Origin of the sequence: Dactylosporangium sp. CS-033363 (assembly GCF_050942475.1) — a bacterium.
Lineage (GTDB): Bacteria > Actinomycetota > Actinomycetes > Mycobacteriales > Micromonosporaceae > Dactylosporangium.
The window spans coordinates 2498150-2515456 of record NZ_CP192032.1 but is presented as its reverse complement, the minus strand read 5'-3'; the positions used below and the strand labels follow the sequence as shown (position 1 = coordinate 2515456).

Genomic DNA, 17307 nt, shown 5'->3' with positions numbered 1-17307 from the left:
GGAGACTGACGCATGTCAGCACAGAGCAGCGCGGCGAACGCGGGCACGATCGACGTCGGCGGCGACCTGACCGTCAACCGGCTCGGCTTCGGCGCGATGCGCATCACCGGCGACGGGATCTGGGGTCAGCCGCGCGACCGCGACGAGGCGAAGAAGGTCCTGCGCCGCGCCGTCGAGCTCGGCGTGAACTTCATCGACACCGCCGACTCCTACGGCCCCGACGTCAGCGAGGAGCTGATCGGCGAGGCCCTGGCACCGTACGCCGACGACCTGGTCATCGCCACCAAGGGCGGCCTGACGCGCGGCGGCCCGAACCAGTGGTCGCCCGACGGCCGGCCCGAGCACCTGCGCGAGGCGCTCGAGGGCAGCCTGCGCAAGCTGAAGGTGGACACGATCGCGCTGTACCAGTTCCACCGGCCCGACCCCAAGGTCCCGATCGAGGAGTCGCTCGGCGCGATCAGCGAGCTCAAGGCCGAGGGCAAGATCCGCCACGTCGGCGTCTCGAACTTCACCGAGGACCAGCTGCGGGTCGCCCAGCGGATCACCCCGATCGTGTCCATCCAGAACCGCTACAACGTCGACGACCGCGGCTCCGAGTCGCTGGTCGACCTCTGCGAGCAGGAGTCCATCGTCTTCCTGCCGTGGGCGCCGATCCAGAACCTCGACGGCAACGCCACGATCGAGGCGGTCGCCAAGAAGTACGACTCGACGCCCCGCCAGATCGTGCTCGCCTGGCTGCTCGCGCGCTCGTCGGCGATCCTGCCCATCCCGGGGACCGGCTCGGTGGGCCACCTGGAGGACAACATCGCCGCGGCCGCGATCAAGCTGACGCCGCAGGAGGTCTCGGACATCACGCAGAACTCCTAAAGTTTCTTCGGGCGCGATGTCGGATCCTGCGCCTCCCCTTCGAGGTAGGGGTGTAGGAACGAACTTCGCGTGAGGAGAGACCGCTGTGCGTTACGTGATGCTGCTCGACGCCACCCCGCCGCCGACGCCCCCGCCCGCCGAGCTCATGGAAGCGATCATGAAGCTCGGCGAGGAGGCGACGGCGGCGGGCGTGCTGCTGGACCAGGCCGGACTGATGCCCAGCGCGGCCGGCGCCATGATCACGGTGACCGGCGGCGAGCTGACCGTGACCGACGGCCCGTTCGCCGAGACCAAGGAGCTGATCAGCTACGCGGTGTACTCGAACCGCAACATCGAGGAAGCCGTCGAGTGGGGCTCCCGGTTCATGAAGGTCCACCGCGACCTCTGGCCGGGCTGGGAAGGGACCTGCCGCATCCTGCAGGTCATGGAGTTCTGACCCCGTGCCGGACGTGAGCGACGTCGTCGAGGCGGTGTACCGGATCGAGTCGGCCCGCATCATCGGCGCGCTCGCCCGGCTGGTCGGGGACGTCGGGCTCGCCGAGGAACTGGCCCAGGACGCGCTCGTCATCGCGCTCGAGCAGTGGCCGGCCCGCGGCGTGCCCGACGATCCGGGCCCGTGGCTCATGGCCACGGCCAAGCACCGGGCCGTGGACCACCTTCGGCGCCAGGGCAACTACCAGAAGAAACTGCAGCTCGTGGGTACCGTCGAAGCCTTCGACCCGGAATCCTCGCTCGTCGATGCCCTGGACGACCACATCGGCGACGACACGCTGCGGCTGATCTTCACCGCGTGCCATCCCGCGCTGACCACGGAGTCGCAGGTCGCGGTGGTGCTGCGGATGCTGGGCGGACTGCGCACCGACGAGATCGCGCGCGCCTTCCTGACCACGGAGGCGACGGTGTCCCAGCGGATCCTGCGGGCCAAGAAGGCGTTGCGCGGGGTGGCCTTCGAGCTGCCGCCCCCGCCGGAGATCCCGGGCCGGCTGTCCGCGGTCCTGGGCACGGTGTACCTCATCTTCAACGAGGGCTACTCGGCCACGGCCGGCGACGACTGGACCCGCCCGGCGCTGTGCGAGGAGGCGCTGCGGCTCGGGCGGGTGCTGTGCGGGTTGCTGCCCAACGCTTCGGAGGTACACGGGCTGTCGGCATTGATGGAGCTGCAGGCCTCTCGGCTCGGGGCGCGCAGTTCCGCTGACGGCCGCCCGGTGCTGCTCGCCGACCAGGATCGGCGGCGGTGGGACCGGCTGCTGATCCGGCGGGGGCTGGCCGCGCTGGGGCGGGCGGAGGCGCTGGGCACATTGGGCCCGTATGGCCTGCAGGCCGCGATCGCCGCCTGCCACGCGCGGGCGCTGACGTTCGCGGCGACGGACTGGGGGCGGATCGCGGCGCTGTACCGGCTGCTCGCCCACGTGGCCCCGTCCGCCGTGGTGTCGCTGAACCTGGCGGTGGCGGTCGGCATGGCTTCGGGGCCGGCCGCGGGGCTGTCGTTGCTGGACGCGCTGGCGGCTTCGGGTCAGCTGGGTTCGTACCCGCACCTGCCCGCGGCGCGGGGCGACATGCTGGAGCGGCTGGGACGGTCCGGCGAGGCGCGGGAGGCGTTCCGCGCGGCGGCGGCGCTGACCAGGAACGCCGCGGAGCGGGAGTTGTTCACGCGGCGCGCCGCTTCTTCCTGAGCAGCGGTACCGCCACGCCGAACAACACCAGCGCAAGCCCGCCGGCCGCGGCGGGGATCAGCCACGGGCGTTGCCGGGTCTGCTCGTGCCGCGGCTGCGCTGCCAGGGCGGCGTTCGCGGGCGGCACGTTCGCGGTGAGGGCGGCGAGCGGGTCGATGATGCCGGCCCCGAACTGGTCGTCCCTCCCCGCGGCGCCGGCGTCCTTGGCCGTGCGGAGCAGCCGATCCACTGCCTCGTCGGCCGTGAGCTGCGGAAACTTCGACCAGATGAGCGCCAGCACACCGGCCGTGATCGCGGTGGCCCCGCTGGTCCCGGAGCCCACGGCGAACCCCGACGAGTACTGGGCCTTCGGCGCGGCCCCGATGATGTCCTCCGCGGGCGCGGCGATGTCGACGGTGGGGTCGGCGATGGACCCGTCCCAGAACGCGCCGGTACGGGTGGTGCCGCTGACCGTGAGCACCCCGTCGTACCTCGCCGGGAGCGGGACCCGGTCGTCGCCCTGGGGCCGGTTCCCGCCGGCGGCGACGAGGACGGCCCCCTTCTGCCGCGCGTACGCGATGGCCGCCCGCTCATCCTCCTGCGGCTCGTCCCGATCCAGCGTGAACGAGAGGCTGATGATCCGGGCGCCGTGATCGGCCGCGTACCTGATCGGCTCGGCCAGGTCCCCCTCGGTCCTGCCGCCGGCCGCCGCGCGCTTGCCGATCGGGATGGCGACGGGGAGGAGCTTGGCCTTGGGCGCGATGCCGAGCATGTGGTTGCCTTCGCCACCGCGCCCGGCGATGACGGTGGCCATCTGGGTGCCGTGGCCGTCGGGGTCCTCCCAGCCCTTGCTGCTCTGCACGCCGTTGGTGCCGGCGCCGGGGAGCAGCGCGCCTTTGAGATCGGGCTGCGTCGAGTCGACACCGGTGTCGAGTACGGCGACCGTGACGCCTTCGCCCTGGGCTTGCTGATGCGCCTTGGTCACTTGCAGCGCGTCGATCCACCACTCCTGCTGGCGGACGGTGAGCGCTTCCGCCTCGGCCGGCACCGCTCCCCCGACGGCGGCTACCACCATGGCGACCAGGAGCGCGGCAAGGAATCGCACGCGGCAAACCGTACCCCCGCCCGCGCGTCCTCTCCCCGGCACGGCTGCGGCTGCGGCTTCCAGCTCCTGGCACGGCTGCGGCCGCGGCTTCCAGCTCCCTGGCACGCTGCGGCTTCCAGCTCCCCGGCACGGCTGCAGCTCCCGGCTCCCCGGCACGGCTGCAGCTCCCGGCGGACCTCCCCCACGTTCCGTTTCGGCCCTCTCCCGCAGGTCGGTGCGGCGCGCTCCCACAGACCCTTGACTGCGCGCTCCCTAGACCCTTGACGGCCCGTCCGCGGCGGGCATCGGGCACCTCCGACGGCGCCGAAAAGTGTCGTACCCAACGCGTAGCGTCATCGGCAGACGGGCAGGAAGCCGCCGGCAAGGCTCCGGGTCCGCCAGTGCAAAGCGATCGGCCGCGAGGAGGCGGCCAGGACGGAGGTGGTCTAGGGGGCGGTCGGGGTCAGGCGGGTGGTGCGTTTGCGCCGGTACATGGCGGCGTCGGCGCGGCGTAGGAGGGCGTCCGGGTCACCCGGGGGGCCGGCGGCCAGGCCTACGCTCGCGTGGATGTGCAGCTCGTGGCCGTCGACCGGGATCGGGGTGTCCAGCAGGCGCAGGAAGCGTTTCACGGTCGCGGCGGCCGTGTGCGCGTCGGCGCCGGGCAGGAGGATCGCGAACTCGTCGCCGCCGAGGCGGGCGGACAGGCCCGCCGGCGGGGTGGCGGCGGTCAGGCGCGCCGCGACCGCGGTCAGGACGGCGTCGCCCGCGTGGTGGCCCCAGGTGTCGTTGATGAGCTTGAAGTCGTTGAGGTCGACCAGCAGCACCGCTCCGTGGACGTCCAGCGCGGCCAGGCGGGCGTCGAACAGGGCGCGGTTGGCCAGGCCGGTCAGGCCGTCGTGGGTGGCCTGGTGGCGCAGCTCGTCCTGCAGCAGGCGGGCCTGCGTGGCGTCGCGCGCGTTGCTGACGTAGGCGCGCACGCTCGGCACGTGCAGCAGGTTCCGGCTGACCACGTCGAGCCAGCGCCACGAGCCGTCCGCGTGCGCGTAGCGGATCTGGTACGTGGCCGTCGCGCCCGGGCCGGCCTGCAGGTCGGTCATGGCCCGCCGGAGCACGCCCAGGTCGTTGGGGTGGACGTGGGACACGACCGGCGTGCCGAGGACGAGGGCCGGCTCCTTGCCGAGCAGGCGCTCGGTGGCCGGCGTGACGTACGTCAGCGTGCCCTGCTCGTCGGCCAGCGACGTGATGTCCGTCGAGTGCGCCAGCAGGCTGCGCATGCGCTCCTCCTGGCCGCCGAGCTCGCGCATCAGGGCCGCGTTCTCGGTGAAGGCCAGCAGCTGGCGGGACACGGCCAGCACCGTCGCGACGAACAGGCCGCCGAGCAGGAGCCACACGTCCAGGCCCACGCCGTCGCTGAGGACGAACGGCAGCGCCACGAACATGCCGGCCAGCGTCGAGTAGGGCAGCAGGCTGTACGGCTTGGCGACGCGCTGCGACATCGGGGCGGGCGGGCCGCAGATCTCCTGGAGGCGCGGGCCGAGGATGAGCAGGACCGACGAGAGGAACTGGCCGCCGAGCAGCAGGCCGAGGTGGGCCGAGTCGGTTCCGACCAGCGCGCCGACCGCCCCCTGCAGGACCGCGGCCAGCAGCATCGGCGCCGCCGCGGCGACCGTCAGCGGCGCGTTGCCGCTCAGGATCAGCTTCACCGCCGCGAACCCCGCGACCAGGATGATCCCGGTGCCGAGCAGGAGGGACAGCAGCGTACCGACGGCGCGCCCCTGCTGCGACGGCAGGATCAGCAGCCAGACCAGCACGGCCACGCCGACCAGCACCGAACCGGCGTCGATCCAGAAGCGCAGCCGCGCGCTGCGGGTCAGGCGCCGGCCCGGGTGGGTGAGCATGATCCACACGATCCAGGCCACCCCGGCGAGGATGGTGCAGACCTGGAAGAGGTTCGGCGCGGCCGCCGCCGGTCCGGGGTGCAGCCAGGCGACGACGGTCTGGCTGCCGTCGCCGAGCACGAACAGGACCGAGATGCGGCTGATCGCGCGCCAGAACCGCCGGGTGTCGGCGGGGAGGTCCATGCGGGCGACGCGGCGCGCGGAGTACCAGAGCAGCGCGTCGCAGCCGGGTAACAGCGTCCAGAACAGCCTGACCTGCGCCGTCGCGCCGCCGAGGTCGAGCAGGAACCAGCACGTGATCAGGCCGCCGCCGACCAGCAGGGCGCGCACCGTGCGATCGCGGCCGATGAGCCGCAGCCGGCCGATCATCGGGCCACCGCCGGGTTCAGGCGGGCGAAGGCGGCCTCGAGGTGCGGCACGGGTCCGGGCTTGGCGAAGTGGTACCCCTGGGCCAGCCGGCACCCGAGCGCGTGCAGCACCTCGGCCTGCTCGGCGGTCTCGATGCCCTCCGCGATCGCGGGCAGGCTGCGGCTGCTCCCGAGTTGCAGCACCGCCCGCGTGAAGGCCTGATCGACGCCCGAATCGGACCCGGTCGGTACGAACGACCGGTCGATCTTGAGAATGTCCACCGGGAGCTGCGTGAGGTACGACAGGGACGAATAACCGGTGCCGAAGTCGTCGATCGCGATCCGGATGCCCCGCGCCCGCAGCCGCGCGAGGGCCGCCGGCAGCGCCTCGGCATCACCGGCGAACACCGACTCGGTGATCTCCAGGACGAGCGCCGCGGCGGGGAGCCCGGTGCGCCCGAGGATCGCGAGCACCTCGTCGGCGAAACCTGGCTCGGCCAACTGCCGAACCGAGACGTTCACGGTGATCGAGGTCCCGAACCGCTCGTGCCACCCGCGCGCGTCCCGGCAGGCCCGCTCCAGCACCCAGGCCCCGATGGGCACGATCAGCCCGGTCTCCTCGGCGACGGGGATGCAGTCGCTCGGCGGCACCGGCCCGCTGTCCGGCGTCCACCGCAGCAGCGCCTCGACCGCGACGATGCGCGCCCCGGGCAGCTCGACGACGGGCTGATAATGGACCTCGAACTCGTCCCGCTCGACGGCGTGCCGCAGCCCCTCACTGATCCGCGTGAAAGTCTCCCGGGCGCTTCTCAGCTCCGTCTTGTACCGTACGACGCGATCCCGCCCACCCCGCTTGGCCGCCCGCAGCGCGAGTTCAGCGTCCGCGATCGCCTCCCGCGGGTCGAGCCGTCCGCCGTCGGCGTGGACCTGCGCGATCGCCTCCCGCGGGCCGAGCCGTCCGCTGTCGCCGTAGACCTGCGCGATCGCCTCCCGCGGGCCGAGCCCTCCACCGTCGGCGTGGACCTGCACGTGGCCGATGCTCGCCGTCAGGTGCACGGTGCGGGCGCCGACCGTGAGCGGGGCCTTCACCTCGGCGCGGATGAACTCGGCCAGCTCCTCGGCGGCCGCATCGCCCGCGAGGGCGTTGCTCTCGTGCCTGATGAACAGCGCGAACTCGTCGGCGCCGAGCCGGGCGAGGGTGTCGCCGGGCCCGACGACGGCCCGCAGGCGAGCGGCGAGCGCGACGAGCACTGCATCGCCGTACGCGAATCCGTGGGCGTCGTTCACATCCGTGAACCGATCGACGCCGGCCAGCAGCAGGGCATGGTGCCGCCCCGGCTCGCGCAGCGCCTGTTCCATGCGCTCGGCCAGCAGCGCCCGGTTGGCCAGGCCGGTCAGCGGGTCGTGGTCGCGCTGCCGGCGCAGCGCCGCCCGCAGCTCGCCCTGCCGGCGCCGGGCCAGCCGGGCCACGAACGCGGCGGCGACCAGGACCGCGAGCATGCCCAGGGCACGCACGAGCGGGCCGGCGGCCAGCGACAACCCCACGATCGCGGCAGCGCCGGCGGCCACGACGTATCGGGAGCGTCCGTGCATGCGTACCAGCTCACCGGACCGGGGTTGCGCGGTCCGGTGCGACCGGGTTGCACGCACGTTTCCACCGCCCTCGGGTGCGTTCCTGGCCGGGCGCCCGGCCTGCACGCACCGTCCCACCGCCCCGGGTGCGCGTTCTTTGGCCGCGCGCCCGGCCTGCACGCACGTTCCACCGCCCCCGCGTGCGCGTTCCCGGCCGGGCGCCCGCCCTGCACGCACCGTCCCACCGCCCCGGGTGCGCGTTCTTTGGCCCGGGCGCCCGGCCTTGCACGCACGTTCCACCGTCCCTCGGGTGCGCGTTCTTTGGCCGGGCGCTCGGGGCGTGGCCAGGCAGAACGCGCGTTTCCCGGGGCCGAAATCACCCTCGGCGAGTGTTTCGGCTTTTCAACCGGCGACTCCGGGGGAAACAGGACGGGGTGCGGGTTCTGGGCGGACGGTACCGGCTGCGGCGCAAGCTGGGCGAAGGCGGCATGGCCAGCGTGTGGGAGGCGCACGACGAGGTGCTGGACCGCGAGGTCGCCGTGAAGCTGCTCACCCCCGAGCACACCGCCGACCCGGAGGCGTTCGAGCGGGCGCGCAACGAGGCGCGCTCCGGGGCCCGCTTCGCGCACCCGAACGTCGTGGCGGTCTACGACTTCGGCACCTCGCGAAGGGCCGGGCGCGGCACCGCGTACCTGGTGATGGAGCTGGTCGAGGGCCAGCCCCTGGACGCCGTGATGCGCGAGGGCCCGCTGGACTGGCACGTCGCCGGCCGGGTCTGCGCCGAGGTCGGGGCCGGCCTGGCCGCCGCGCACGGGCACGGCGTGGTGCACCGCGACATCAAGCCGGGCAACGTCGTGCTGACCGCGTCGGGCGCCAAGATCCTGGACTTCGGCGTGGCCACCCGCACCGGCCAGCCGGACCAGCTGCCGGACGGCACGCTCATGGGCACCCCGGCCTACCTCGCCCCCGAGCGCCTGGAGCCGGGCGCGGCGGCGCCGCCGGCCGACGTGTACGCGGTCGGCGTCCTGCTCTACCAGTGCCTGACCGGCCACCTGCCCTGGCCGGCCAACACCGACGAGCAGGTGCTGCACGCCCACCGGCACATGATCCCGGCGCCGCTGCCCGCGATCGCCGGCCTGCCGGACGAGGTCGCCGAGGTCTGCGCGGCGAGCCTGGACAAGCTGCCAGAGGGCCGCCCCACCAGCGTGGCCCTCGCACTCATCCTGTCGGCGGCGGTCGATGTGCCCGTACACGTGCCGCCTGTTCTGCAGCCGCATCCCATGACGGCCACCATGCACGCCACGACCGAGGCGATATCGGTGTGAGTCTCGCGCGGCCGGCCGACGCTCTGGTGCGGCGGCCGACGGTCCGGTGTGGCCGCCATGCCACGACCGGCGCCCGCGCTCGGCGGCCGACGGGTCCGGTGCGACCGCCGCGCCACGACCGGCGCCCTGGTGCGACGCCCGACGGTCCGGTGTGACCGCCATGCCACGACCGGCGCCCGCGCTCGGCGGCCGACGGGTCCGGTGCGACCGCCGCGCCACGACCGGCGCCCGCGCTCGGCGGCCGACGGGTCCGGTGCGACCGCCGCGCCACGACCGGCGCCCTGGCCCGGGGGCTGACGCTCCGGTGTGACCGCGGCGCCACGGCCGGTGCCCCGGTGCGACGGCGATGTGCGTGATATCCGTTTGACGGGCGTGTGATGGTCGCGTTGTGAGCGAATCTCTCCGGCTCAACCGGGCGCAGTGGGACGAGAAGGCGCCGGCACACGCGGTGTCGCGCGGGTACAACGTGCAGGGATTGCTCGACGATCCGGCGCTGCTCAGTGAGGTCGTCCGCTTCGATCGGCCGCGGCTGGGCGAGGTGCGGGGGCTTCGGGCGGTACACCTGCAATGTCACATCGGCACCGACACGCTCTCGCTGCATCGGATCGGGGCGCGGGTCACCGGGCTGGACTTCTCGCCCGCCTCGCTGGCAGAGGCGCGGACGATCGCCGGGCGGGCCGGGGCGGACATCGACTATGTCGAATCGGACGTCTACGGGGCGCTCGGCGTGCTGGAGGCGGGCGGGTTCGATCTCGTGTACACCGGGGTCGGCGCCCTGTGCTGGCTGCCCGACATCCGGCGGTGGGCGGGGATCGTCAACGCCCTGCTGCGGCCCGGCGGGCGGCTGTTCATCCGCGAGGGCCATCCCATGATGTGGTCGATCGACGAGACGCGCAAGGACGACGTGCTGGCGGTCGCCTTCCCGTACTTCGAGACGCCGGAGCCGCTCGTGTGGGACGAGGGCGGGTCGTACGTCGACACCGACGGGGTCACGTTCGAGCACACCGTCACGCACTCGTGGAACCACGGGCTGGGTGAGATCGTGACCGCGCTGCTGGCCGAGGGCCTGGTCGTGACCATGTTGGAGGAGCACGACAGCTGCCCCTGGGACTTCTACCCGGGCCGCACGGTCGAGGGCGCCGACGGCGAGTACCGGCTGGCCGCGGGACGGGAGCGGTTGCCGCTTACATACACTCTGCAGGCGCGTAAACCATCTGTGTAGGAGGCGCTGTGGGCGAGGACGTCAACCAGGTCGTGGCCGAGGCCGCCCGTTCCGCCCGTGCCGCGGCCGCTTCGCTCGCCGCGGCGCCCGCCAAGACCATCGATGAGGCCCTGCGCGGGATGGCCCGCCGCCTGGCCGCGGCCCCGGACTCGATCCTGGCCGCGAACCGCGCCGACGTCACCGCGGCCGAGGCCGGCGGGATGAGCGGCGGCCTGCTGGACCGGCTCCGCCTCGACGAGGCGCGGCTCGCGGGCATGGCCGAGCAGCTGAACATCCTCGCCGACGTCGACCCGGAGCCCGCCCGCCGCACCGTCCGCGAGCTGGGCGGCGGCCTGGTCCTGCAGGAGTGGCGCCGCCCGGTCGGCGTCATCGGCGCGAACTACGAGGCCCGCCCCAACGTCACGGTCGATGTCGCCTCGCAGCTCATCAAGAGCCAGAACGGTGGTGTACTGCGCACCGGCTCCGCCGCCCTCGCCTCCGCCATCGCGCTCATGGACGAGATCGTGGCGCCGTCCCTCGCGGAGGCGGGCCTGGACCCGGCCGCCGTGCAGCTGATCCGGGCGCGCGGCCGCGAGACGGCGGACGCCCTGGTCGCCCAGCCCGGCCTGATCCCGCTCGTCATCCTGCGCGGCAGCGGCGAGAGCACCCGGACCCTGGCCGAAAAGGCGGCGCTTCGGGGTGTACGCACCCTGGCGCACGCGGACGGCGGGGGCGTACTTTACATCGACGGGGGCGCCGACCTGGGCAAGGCGTTCTCGCTGATCACGGCGGGGCTCGACCGCCTCGGCGTGTGCAACCGGCTGAACCTGCTGCTGATCCACCGGTCGCTGTACGACACGCTCGTCCCGCGGGTCACCGAGCTGGTCGGGCCGCGGATCGCGGTGTCGCTGCCGCCGCACGCGCACGAGCTCGGGTACGAGTGGGCGCTCGACTCCGACCGCGAGGCCACCATCACGGTGTCGCCGGTCGCGTCGCCGCTCGAGGCCGCGCAGGTGGCCAACGACGCGACGTCCGGCCTGGCCGCGGGCATCGTGACGGAGGACGCCGCGGCGGCTCGCGAGTTCCTGGGCGCGTACGCGGGGACCGGCGCGTTCTGGAACGCCACGACCCGCCTGCTGGACGGCTTCAAGCTGCTCAACGTGCCGGAGACGGGCATCAACATCGACCGCGTGCCTGGTCCGCGCGGGCCGGTGACGTTCCGGGACCTTTCGCTGCGGCAGTACGCGGTGGTGCCGGCCGACCGCCTGGCCGACCTCGACTGATCCCCGCCACCTTGGGCGCCGCCGATCTCCGCGCGGCGCCCGCCGCCGTTTCCGCGTGGCGCCCAGGCAGGCGAGGTGGTTTGCCCGCCGGCGCGCAGGCTGAGCGGCACCTCGCGTTGGCGCGCAGTCCGGCCTTCGTGCCGCGCCCAGGGCCGAGCCGATCGCTGAGTCGGTCGTCGCCCAGGCTGAGCTGGCTTCTCGCCGGCGCCCGGGCTGAGCGGCACTTCACGCGGCGCGCAGTCCGGTCGTCGCGCGGCGCCCCTGGGCCGAGCCGGCATTCGCGCTGGTCCTCGCGGGGCACCCAGGGCTGAGCCGGTCGTCGCGCGGCGTCCACGGCTGAGTCGGCCTTTGCGCACGGAGCAGGTTGAGCTGATCTTCGCGTGGTGGCCTCGAAATCGTCACACAACGGAAATATCGCCCGGCGACGGATAAGTCCGAAAAGTCGCGGCGCGCCAGCGCCCGACTTTTCGTGACCAGCACCCGCGACCAAACACCCGCGACCAAACACCCGCGAACTAGGACAGGCGCGAACTAGGACAGGCGCGAACTAGGACGGGCGCTTCCGGGTGGCGTGGAGGGCGGCCAGGAGTTGCAGCCGGTCCGCGTTCGGGGTGCCCGGCTCCGCGGTGAAGACCAGCATGACCGGGCCAGGGTTGCCTGGGAGCGGGTACGTGTCCCAGTCCAGGTCGATGTCGCCCACCTCCGGGATGTGGAAGGTCTTCGTGCCGCTCACCGACTCGCGGACCTCGTGGCGGGACCACAGGCGGCGGAACTCCTCGCTGCGGATGCTCAGTTCCCCGACGATCGCCGTGGCCCTCGGGTGGGTCGGGTCCGTGGCCACCGCGGTTCTCAGCATGCCGATGTAGTCCAGGGCCTGGCGTTCCCAGTCCTGGCAGCGGCGGGCGGCCGTCCGGGTGTCGTCGAACATCAGCAGGAGCATGTTGAGGCGGTCCGGCGGGTAGTCGTCCGGGTCGCCCAGGAGGGCCTCCGCCATCGTGTTCCAGGCCAGTACGTCCAGGTGGCGGCCCAGTACCACGGCTGGGGTGTCCATCACCTGCAGCAGGCGGTAAGTGCTGGCCGGCACCCGTTCCGGGCCGTGGTCCGTGTGCGTGGGCATGGGGCGGCGCGCGGCGTGCGCCAGGGTGAACAGGTGGCGGCGCTCCTCCTCGTCCAGGGCGAGGGCCGCGGCCAGGGCGTCCAGGACGTCGTCGGAGGGGCGGACCTCGCGGCCCTGTTCCATGCGCTGGTAGTAGTCGGTGCTCAGGCCGGCCAGGAGGGCGAGCTCCTCGCGGCGCAGGCCCGTGACCTTGCGGTTGCCGCCCGGTTCCAGGCCCACGTCGCTCGGGTGCAGGCGGCTGCGGCGGGCGCGGAGGAAGTCGGCCAGCTCACGGGCGTACGGGTGGGTCATGTCCCCAGTCTGCCGCCGCCGGCTCACGGCAAGGTAGGTCTCGTGGTCCTACTGACCTCCGCCGGATCGCTCCTAGCTTCACAAGCACGACGAATGAGGAGCTGCGACATGAGCGGATGGACTCTCGAGCGGATGCCCGATCAGCGTGGGCGGGTGGCCGTGGTGACCGGGGCGAATTCCGGGCTCGGGCTGGTCACGGCGACCGAACTCGCGCGCCGGGGAGCGCATGTGGTGCTCGCGGTGCGGGACACCGGGGCCGGGGAACGGGTTGCGCGAGGAATTGGCGGAGATTGTGCGGTACAAGAGCTGGATCTGGCTTCTCTTCGATCGGTGAAAGCGTTCGCCGGCCGCATCGAAAAGCCGGTCGATCTGCTCGTCAACAATGCCGGGGTGGTGTTGCTCGGGCCACGGCGGGTGACCCAGGACGGGTTCGAGCTGCAGCTCGGGACGAACATGCTCGGGCACTTCGCGCTGACCGGGCTGCTGCTGGACAGGCTGCGGGCCGCACCTGCGGCGCGGGTGGTCAGCCTCAGCTCGATCACGCACAAGACTGCGCATCTGGACTTCGGGGATCTGCAGTTCGAGCGGAACTATCGGGCGTCGCCGGCGTACGGGCGGTCGAAGCTGGCCACCACCGTGTTCGGGGTCGAGCTCGATCGGCGGTTGCGGGCATCCGGGTCGACGGTCGTGAGTGCGCTCGCACATCCGGGGTTGACGCGCACGAATCTCACGCCGCGGGCGTGGGAGCACCGGGGGCGGCTCGGGCGGGTCATCGCGTGGGGCGGTCTGCTGGCCACGCAGCCGGTCGAGCAGGGGGCGCTGCCGCAGTTGCGGGCGGCCACCGATCCCGGCGTACGGGGCGGGGACTTCTTCGGGCCGGTCGGGCTGTTCGAGACGCGCGGCCGGGTCGGCGACGCCCGGATCAGCCGGGAAGCCGCCGACCCGGGCGTCGGCCGCAGGTTGTGGGCCGTGGCCGAGGAGCTGACCGGGGTCAGCTTCCTGTCAGCACCGTGACGGTCAGCGTGGCCGAGTAGAGGCCGGGCTGGGTGGTGGACGGGATCTTCAGGGACAGGTCGGCGCCCAGGACCGTGGTGCCCAGGCCGTTCGCCGCGGCCGCGGTGGCCAGGACGGCGCCGCCCGGCAGGCCCGGCGTGGTGCCGGGGGCGACCGGGGCGCCCGCGGTCACGTCGTGGCCCGGGTTCTGGCCCGAGACGGTCGGCGACCAGCCCAGGCGGTTGCCGGCGAACGTGTGGGTGCCGTCGGAGAAGTCGCCGACCTGGCCGGTGATGCTCCAGCCGGGGACGGTCTGGTCGCGGCCGTCGCTGACCGTCACCGCGCCGAGCAGGCCCGTGGAGACGAACGTGTGGTCCGGCCGCAGCTCGGCGGTGCCCATCACGACCGGGGCGCCGTCGGCCGTGACGGTCAGCGTGCCCTGCTCGAGCGGGACGCCGGTGACGATCTGGCTCTGCGGCGGACCGGCGGCGCCGACCGTGACGCTGAACGGGTTCGAGGTCGACGGCGCGTAGGTGGCGTCCGACGGTACGAAGGTGGCGGTCACCGTGAAGGTGCCATCGCCGGGGATCGCCGAGTACTGCGCGGTTCCGCCGGCCACCGGGACCGTCGCGAGCGGGTCGCGGCCGGTGACGAACTGGATCGCGCCGGTCGCGGCCGGCGGGTCGACCGTTGCTCGCAGGGTCACCAGCGTGCCGGACGGGACCGAGGCCGGGCCGGAGATCCGGACGATGGTGGGGATCGTCGCATCGCACTGCGCCGGGCCCTGGTGGTCGCAGGCGCGCGGCAGCGGCTCGCTCGCCGAGATCAGGTCGGTGCCGTCGGTCGAGAATGCCGGGTTGTTGCAGATCTGCAGGATTCCGGCGTCGTCGCGCAGGTTCGCGCCGGGGACGCGCCGCAGCTGCGCGAAGCCGGCCCGGACCAGGTTCACCGGCAGCAGGCCGTAGCCGAGCGGGGCGGCGGTGCGCTGGCCCTGGCACAGCGCGTACTGGCCGAAGTCCGCGAGCGAATATCCCTTCTGCGCGCTGAAGCCGTAGCTGGTGCTGGTCGGCAGGATCAGGTACGAGTACCACGACAGCTCGTACGAGCGCGGGTCCGGGTTCGTCCAGACCTGCGACAGGTCCGCCACCTGGTCCGCGCCGACCCGGGCCTTGAGCAGCGCGATGCCGACGTGGCCGGCGGTCGGCGCGGTGTAGTAGCCGGCCGCGTTGAGCACCTGGGCCGCCGGGATCCCGGCCTGCACGGCATAGGCGTACTCCGTGTAGCCGATCGCGCCCACCGCCGACTCCTGGGCCACGTACCCGCTGACGCCGAGATCGCCGGCCTGCCCGATCATCGCCGAGCCGGCCTTGACCGGGTACCCGGACACCGGGCCGCACGGATCGAGGCCGACCGCGGCGCAGTACGCCGTCCACTCCGGCGCGTGCCGGGCGGCCAGCCACTGGGTGAACGGGTACGTCGCGCCGGTCGAGTCCAGGCGCACCACCGGCACCACGAGGACGTGCGGCAGGGCCAGCCCCGGGTTGTCGGCCGCGATCGCCGGGTCGTCCCAGCTGGTGATCGCCCCGGTGAAGATCCTCGCGACGGTGGTGCCGGACAGCCGCAGGTTCGTGACCCGCCGGCCGTCGATCCTGAGGTTGTAGACGACGCTCGTGGCGACCGCGACGTCCGGCATGTAGGTGAAAGGCCGGGCGGCCTTGTCGCCCGTCACGCCGTACGGCACGTCGCTCGCGGCGAAGTCCTGCAGGCCCTCGCTGAACCTGGCGCGGCCGGCGCTGGAGCCGTTGCGCTCGTAGTCGACGCGCATCCCGTACTGCGCGACGTCGCCGGTCCAGGCGTGGAACGCGCTGTACGCCATCGTGGAGCCGCCGCCGCTGATCGGCACGTAGTCCGCGGCGGCCGCCGGCTGAGCCGAGAGCACCAGAACCGCCACAACGGCGGCCAAGAAGGTAATTCCCCGTTGCATCACAACCGGCGAGCGTTCGCCCCGCGCATGTCGCCGCGCGCGAACCGTGTCCGGACGCCGGTCGTCCGTCAGGTGAACAGCGGGCCGTCAGTAGCGGAAAACGGCAACTGTCCGGCGAAGCTCCCCCGCGATGTCGTTGAGCTCCCCGGCGGTGGCGGCGGTGTCCCGCGCGATGCCGGTGGTCTCGTCCGCGGCCGTGGCCACGCCGCCCACGTTGGTGCTGATCTGGTTCGCGCGGCCGGCGACCTGGCTGACGGTACGGCTCATCTCGGCCGTCGTCGCCGACTGCTGCTCGACCGCGGCGGCGATGCTCGTCTGCGCGTCGCGGATGGACGTGATGACGTCGCTGATCTGCTCGATCGCGTGCACCGCGGCGGCGGAGTCGCGCTGGATCGCGCCGACCCGGTGCGCGATGTCCTCGGTCGCGCGGGCCGTCTCCTGGGCCAGGTCCTTCACCTCGGTCGCCACGACCGCGAAGCCCTTGCCCGCGTCGCCCGCGCGGGCGGCCTCGATGGTCGCGTTGAGGGCCAGGAGGTTCGTCTGCTCGGCGATGGAGGTGATCAGCTTCACCACGGTCTCGATCTCGCGCGAGGACTGGCCGAGCTCGTGCAGTACAACCGCGGCTTGGGAAGCTTCTCGCACGGCCCGGTCGGCGGTCTCCGCGGCGTCGGAGGTGCTGCGGGCGATCTCCTGGATCGACGCGCCGATCTCCTCCGAGCCGGTCGCGACCGTCCCGATGTCCTGCGTGATGCCGTCGGTGGCCTGCGAGGCCAGCCGCACCTCGCCGGACGAGCGGGCGGCGCTGTCGTTCATCGCCCCGGCCGCCGACGTGAGCTGGGCCGCGGCCGTCGACACCCGGCCGACGTTGCCGTCCACCTCGCGCAGCGAGCCGCCGAGGCGCTCCAGGCCGCGGTTGAGCGCGGCGCCCATCCGGCCCACCTCGTCCCGGCCACGCACGTCGAGCCGGCCGCTGAGGTCGCCCTCGGCCACCGACTCGAGCACCCGCACGGTCTCGCGCAGCGGGCGGGAGATGGTGCGGCTGAGCACCGAGACCAGGATGGCGGCGAGCACGACGGCGGCGAGGATCATGCCGAGGATGAGCCAGCGCGAGCGCTCGTACGCGGACTTCGACGCGGCGAGGCTGTCGCGGGCCTTGACGCCGACGGCCGCGTTGAGCCGGTCGAGGGCGGCCTGGGCGGCGGTGGTGAGCGGGTCCGCCTTCGTCCGGCGCACCTCGGTGATCGCCGCCTGGTCCGTGATCTCGGTCTCGGCCAGCGGCAGCAGCTCGTCCTGGAGCACCTTGCGGTAGTCGGTGAGGGCCGTCTCGAACGCGATGTGGTCGCTGACGTCGCCGGCCAGCGGCAGCGCGATGAACTCCGTCCACGCCTTGTCCAGCGCGGTGTTCGCCGCGTCCAGGTTCTGCCGGGCCGTCCGCGTGTCGGCATCGGTCACCGCCAGGGCGATGTTGTTCGCCTCGGCCTGGACGGTCTTGAAGTACAGCCCGACGTCGTCGAGGTCGGCGATGTCCTGGAGGTTGTCGGAGTACATGAGGCGCAGCCGGTCCTGGGCGGCCCCGAGCTGCTGGATGCCCAGAGCCCCGACCCCGGCGAGGAGTGCGCACACGACGGCGACGGTCGCGGCGAGCTTGGCGGCGATCGGGAGGTTTCTGACCATGGTGGACCGATCGGCAGTC

Annotated in this window: 13 protein-coding genes; 7 read left to right on the top strand and 6 right to left on the bottom strand. The window is 73.1% G+C overall.

The features are described from left to right. Nucleotides 1–12: 12 nt before the first annotated feature. From ACQPZ4_RS11590 to ACQPZ4_RS11580, 3 genes are all read left to right on the top strand, one after another. Nucleotides 13–867 carry an aldo/keto reductase gene (locus tag ACQPZ4_RS11590; RefSeq protein ID WP_433058836.1) on the top strand — a complete coding sequence of 285 codons (855 nt, stop codon included), beginning with the start codon at nucleotides 13–15 and terminating at the stop codon, nucleotides 865–867. Nucleotides 868–952: 85 nt separating this feature from the next. Beyond that, on the top strand, nucleotides 953–1303 hold the full coding sequence (locus ACQPZ4_RS11585; protein WP_433058833.1) for a YciI family protein: 351 nt from the start codon (nucleotides 953–955) through the stop codon (nucleotides 1301–1303). A gap of 13 nt (nucleotides 1304–1316) precedes the next feature. Continuing rightward, nucleotides 1317–2540, top strand: a complete 1224-nt coding sequence (locus tag ACQPZ4_RS11580) for an RNA polymerase sigma factor (RefSeq protein WP_433058830.1) — start codon at nucleotides 1317–1319, stop codon at nucleotides 2538–2540. On the opposite strand, the gene ACQPZ4_RS11575 is transcribed toward ACQPZ4_RS11580, so the two are convergent. The 3 genes from ACQPZ4_RS11575 to ACQPZ4_RS11565 form a co-directional block, all read right to left on the bottom strand. Then, nucleotides 2515–3624: a S8 family serine peptidase gene (locus ACQPZ4_RS11575; RefSeq protein WP_433058828.1), complete on the bottom strand. Its 1110-nt coding sequence runs from the start codon at nucleotides 3622–3624 to the stop codon at nucleotides 2515–2517. The genes ACQPZ4_RS11580 and ACQPZ4_RS11575 overlap by 26 nt on opposite strands. Nucleotides 3625–4049: 425 nt before the next feature. Further along, the gene (locus tag ACQPZ4_RS11570) at nucleotides 4050–5870 is read right to left on the bottom strand and encodes a diguanylate cyclase domain-containing protein (protein ID WP_433058825.1); all 1821 of its coding nucleotides are present in this window, start codon (nucleotides 5868–5870) and stop codon (nucleotides 4050–4052) included. Then, complete coding sequence (locus tag ACQPZ4_RS11565; RefSeq protein WP_433058822.1) at nucleotides 5867–7441, bottom strand: putative bifunctional diguanylate cyclase/phosphodiesterase; 1575 nt, start codon at nucleotides 7439–7441, stop codon at nucleotides 5867–5869. The genes ACQPZ4_RS11570 and ACQPZ4_RS11565 overlap by 4 nt, the downstream gene beginning before the upstream one ends. Before the next feature lie 413 nt (nucleotides 7442–7854). On the opposite strand from ACQPZ4_RS11565, the gene ACQPZ4_RS11560 reads away from it, so the two are divergent. The 3 genes from ACQPZ4_RS11560 to ACQPZ4_RS11550 all read left to right on the top strand — a co-directional run bounded on the left by ACQPZ4_RS11560 (nucleotide 7855) and on the right by ACQPZ4_RS11550 (nucleotide 11229). Beyond that, entirely contained in the window at nucleotides 7855–8745 is an 891-nt protein-coding gene (locus ACQPZ4_RS11560) for a serine/threonine-protein kinase (protein ID WP_433058819.1), read from the top strand. Between the two features lie 388 nt (nucleotides 8746–9133). Next, nucleotides 9134–9967 (top strand): class I SAM-dependent methyltransferase, encoded by an 834-nt coding sequence (locus ACQPZ4_RS11555; RefSeq protein ID WP_433058816.1) that lies wholly within the window; start codon nucleotides 9134–9136, stop codon nucleotides 9965–9967. 8 nt (nucleotides 9968–9975) lie between these two features. After that, nucleotides 9976–11229: an aldehyde dehydrogenase family protein gene (locus tag ACQPZ4_RS11550; RefSeq protein ID WP_433058813.1), complete on the top strand. Its 1254-nt coding sequence runs from the start codon at nucleotides 9976–9978 to the stop codon at nucleotides 11227–11229. A gap of 547 nt (nucleotides 11230–11776) precedes the next feature. Here ACQPZ4_RS11550 and ACQPZ4_RS11545 read toward each other — a convergent pair. Further along, nucleotides 11777–12637 (bottom strand): helix-turn-helix transcriptional regulator, encoded by an 861-nt coding sequence (locus tag ACQPZ4_RS11545; RefSeq protein WP_433058811.1) that lies wholly within the window; start codon nucleotides 12635–12637, stop codon nucleotides 11777–11779. A gap of 108 nt (nucleotides 12638–12745) precedes the next feature. On the opposite strand from ACQPZ4_RS11545, the gene ACQPZ4_RS11540 reads away from it, so the two are divergent. After that, nucleotides 12746–13651 carry an oxidoreductase gene (locus ACQPZ4_RS11540; protein WP_433058808.1) on the top strand — a complete coding sequence of 302 codons (906 nt, stop codon included), beginning with the start codon at nucleotides 12746–12748 and terminating at the stop codon, nucleotides 13649–13651. Here the strand turns inward: ACQPZ4_RS11540 and ACQPZ4_RS11535 are convergent. Next, nucleotides 13629–15581: a substrate-binding domain-containing protein gene (locus ACQPZ4_RS11535; protein ID WP_433058805.1), complete on the bottom strand. Its 1953-nt coding sequence runs from the start codon at nucleotides 15579–15581 to the stop codon at nucleotides 13629–13631. The genes ACQPZ4_RS11540 and ACQPZ4_RS11535 overlap by 23 nt on opposite strands. Before the next feature lie 120 nt (nucleotides 15582–15701). Next, on the bottom strand, nucleotides 15702–17288 hold the full coding sequence (locus ACQPZ4_RS11530; protein WP_433058802.1) for a methyl-accepting chemotaxis protein: 1587 nt from the start codon (nucleotides 17286–17288) through the stop codon (nucleotides 15702–15704). Nucleotides 17289–17307: the final 19 nt, after the last annotated feature.

Excerpts from the sequence above, each read along its gene's own strand:
- ACQPZ4_RS11590 (WP_433058836.1), top strand. The coding sequence starts at position 13 with ATGTCAGCACAGAGCAGCGCGGCGAACGCGGGCACGATCGACGTCGGC.
- ACQPZ4_RS11570 (WP_433058825.1), bottom strand. The coding sequence starts at position 5,870 with ATGATCGGCCGGCTGCGGCTCATCGGCCGCGATCGCACGGTGCGCGCC.
- ACQPZ4_RS11565 (WP_433058822.1), bottom strand. The coding sequence starts at position 7,441 with ATGCACGGACGCTCCCGATACGTCGTGGCCGCCGGCGCTGCCGCGATC.
- ACQPZ4_RS11545 (WP_433058811.1), bottom strand. The coding sequence starts at position 12,637 with ATGACCCACCCGTACGCCCGTGAGCTGGCCGACTTCCTCCGCGCCCGC.
- ACQPZ4_RS11540 (WP_433058808.1), top strand. The coding sequence starts at position 12,746 with ATGAGCGGATGGACTCTCGAGCGGATGCCCGATCAGCGTGGGCGGGTG.
- ACQPZ4_RS11530 (WP_433058802.1), bottom strand. The coding sequence starts at position 17,288 with ATGGTCAGAAACCTCCCGATCGCCGCCAAGCTCGCCGCGACCGTCGCC.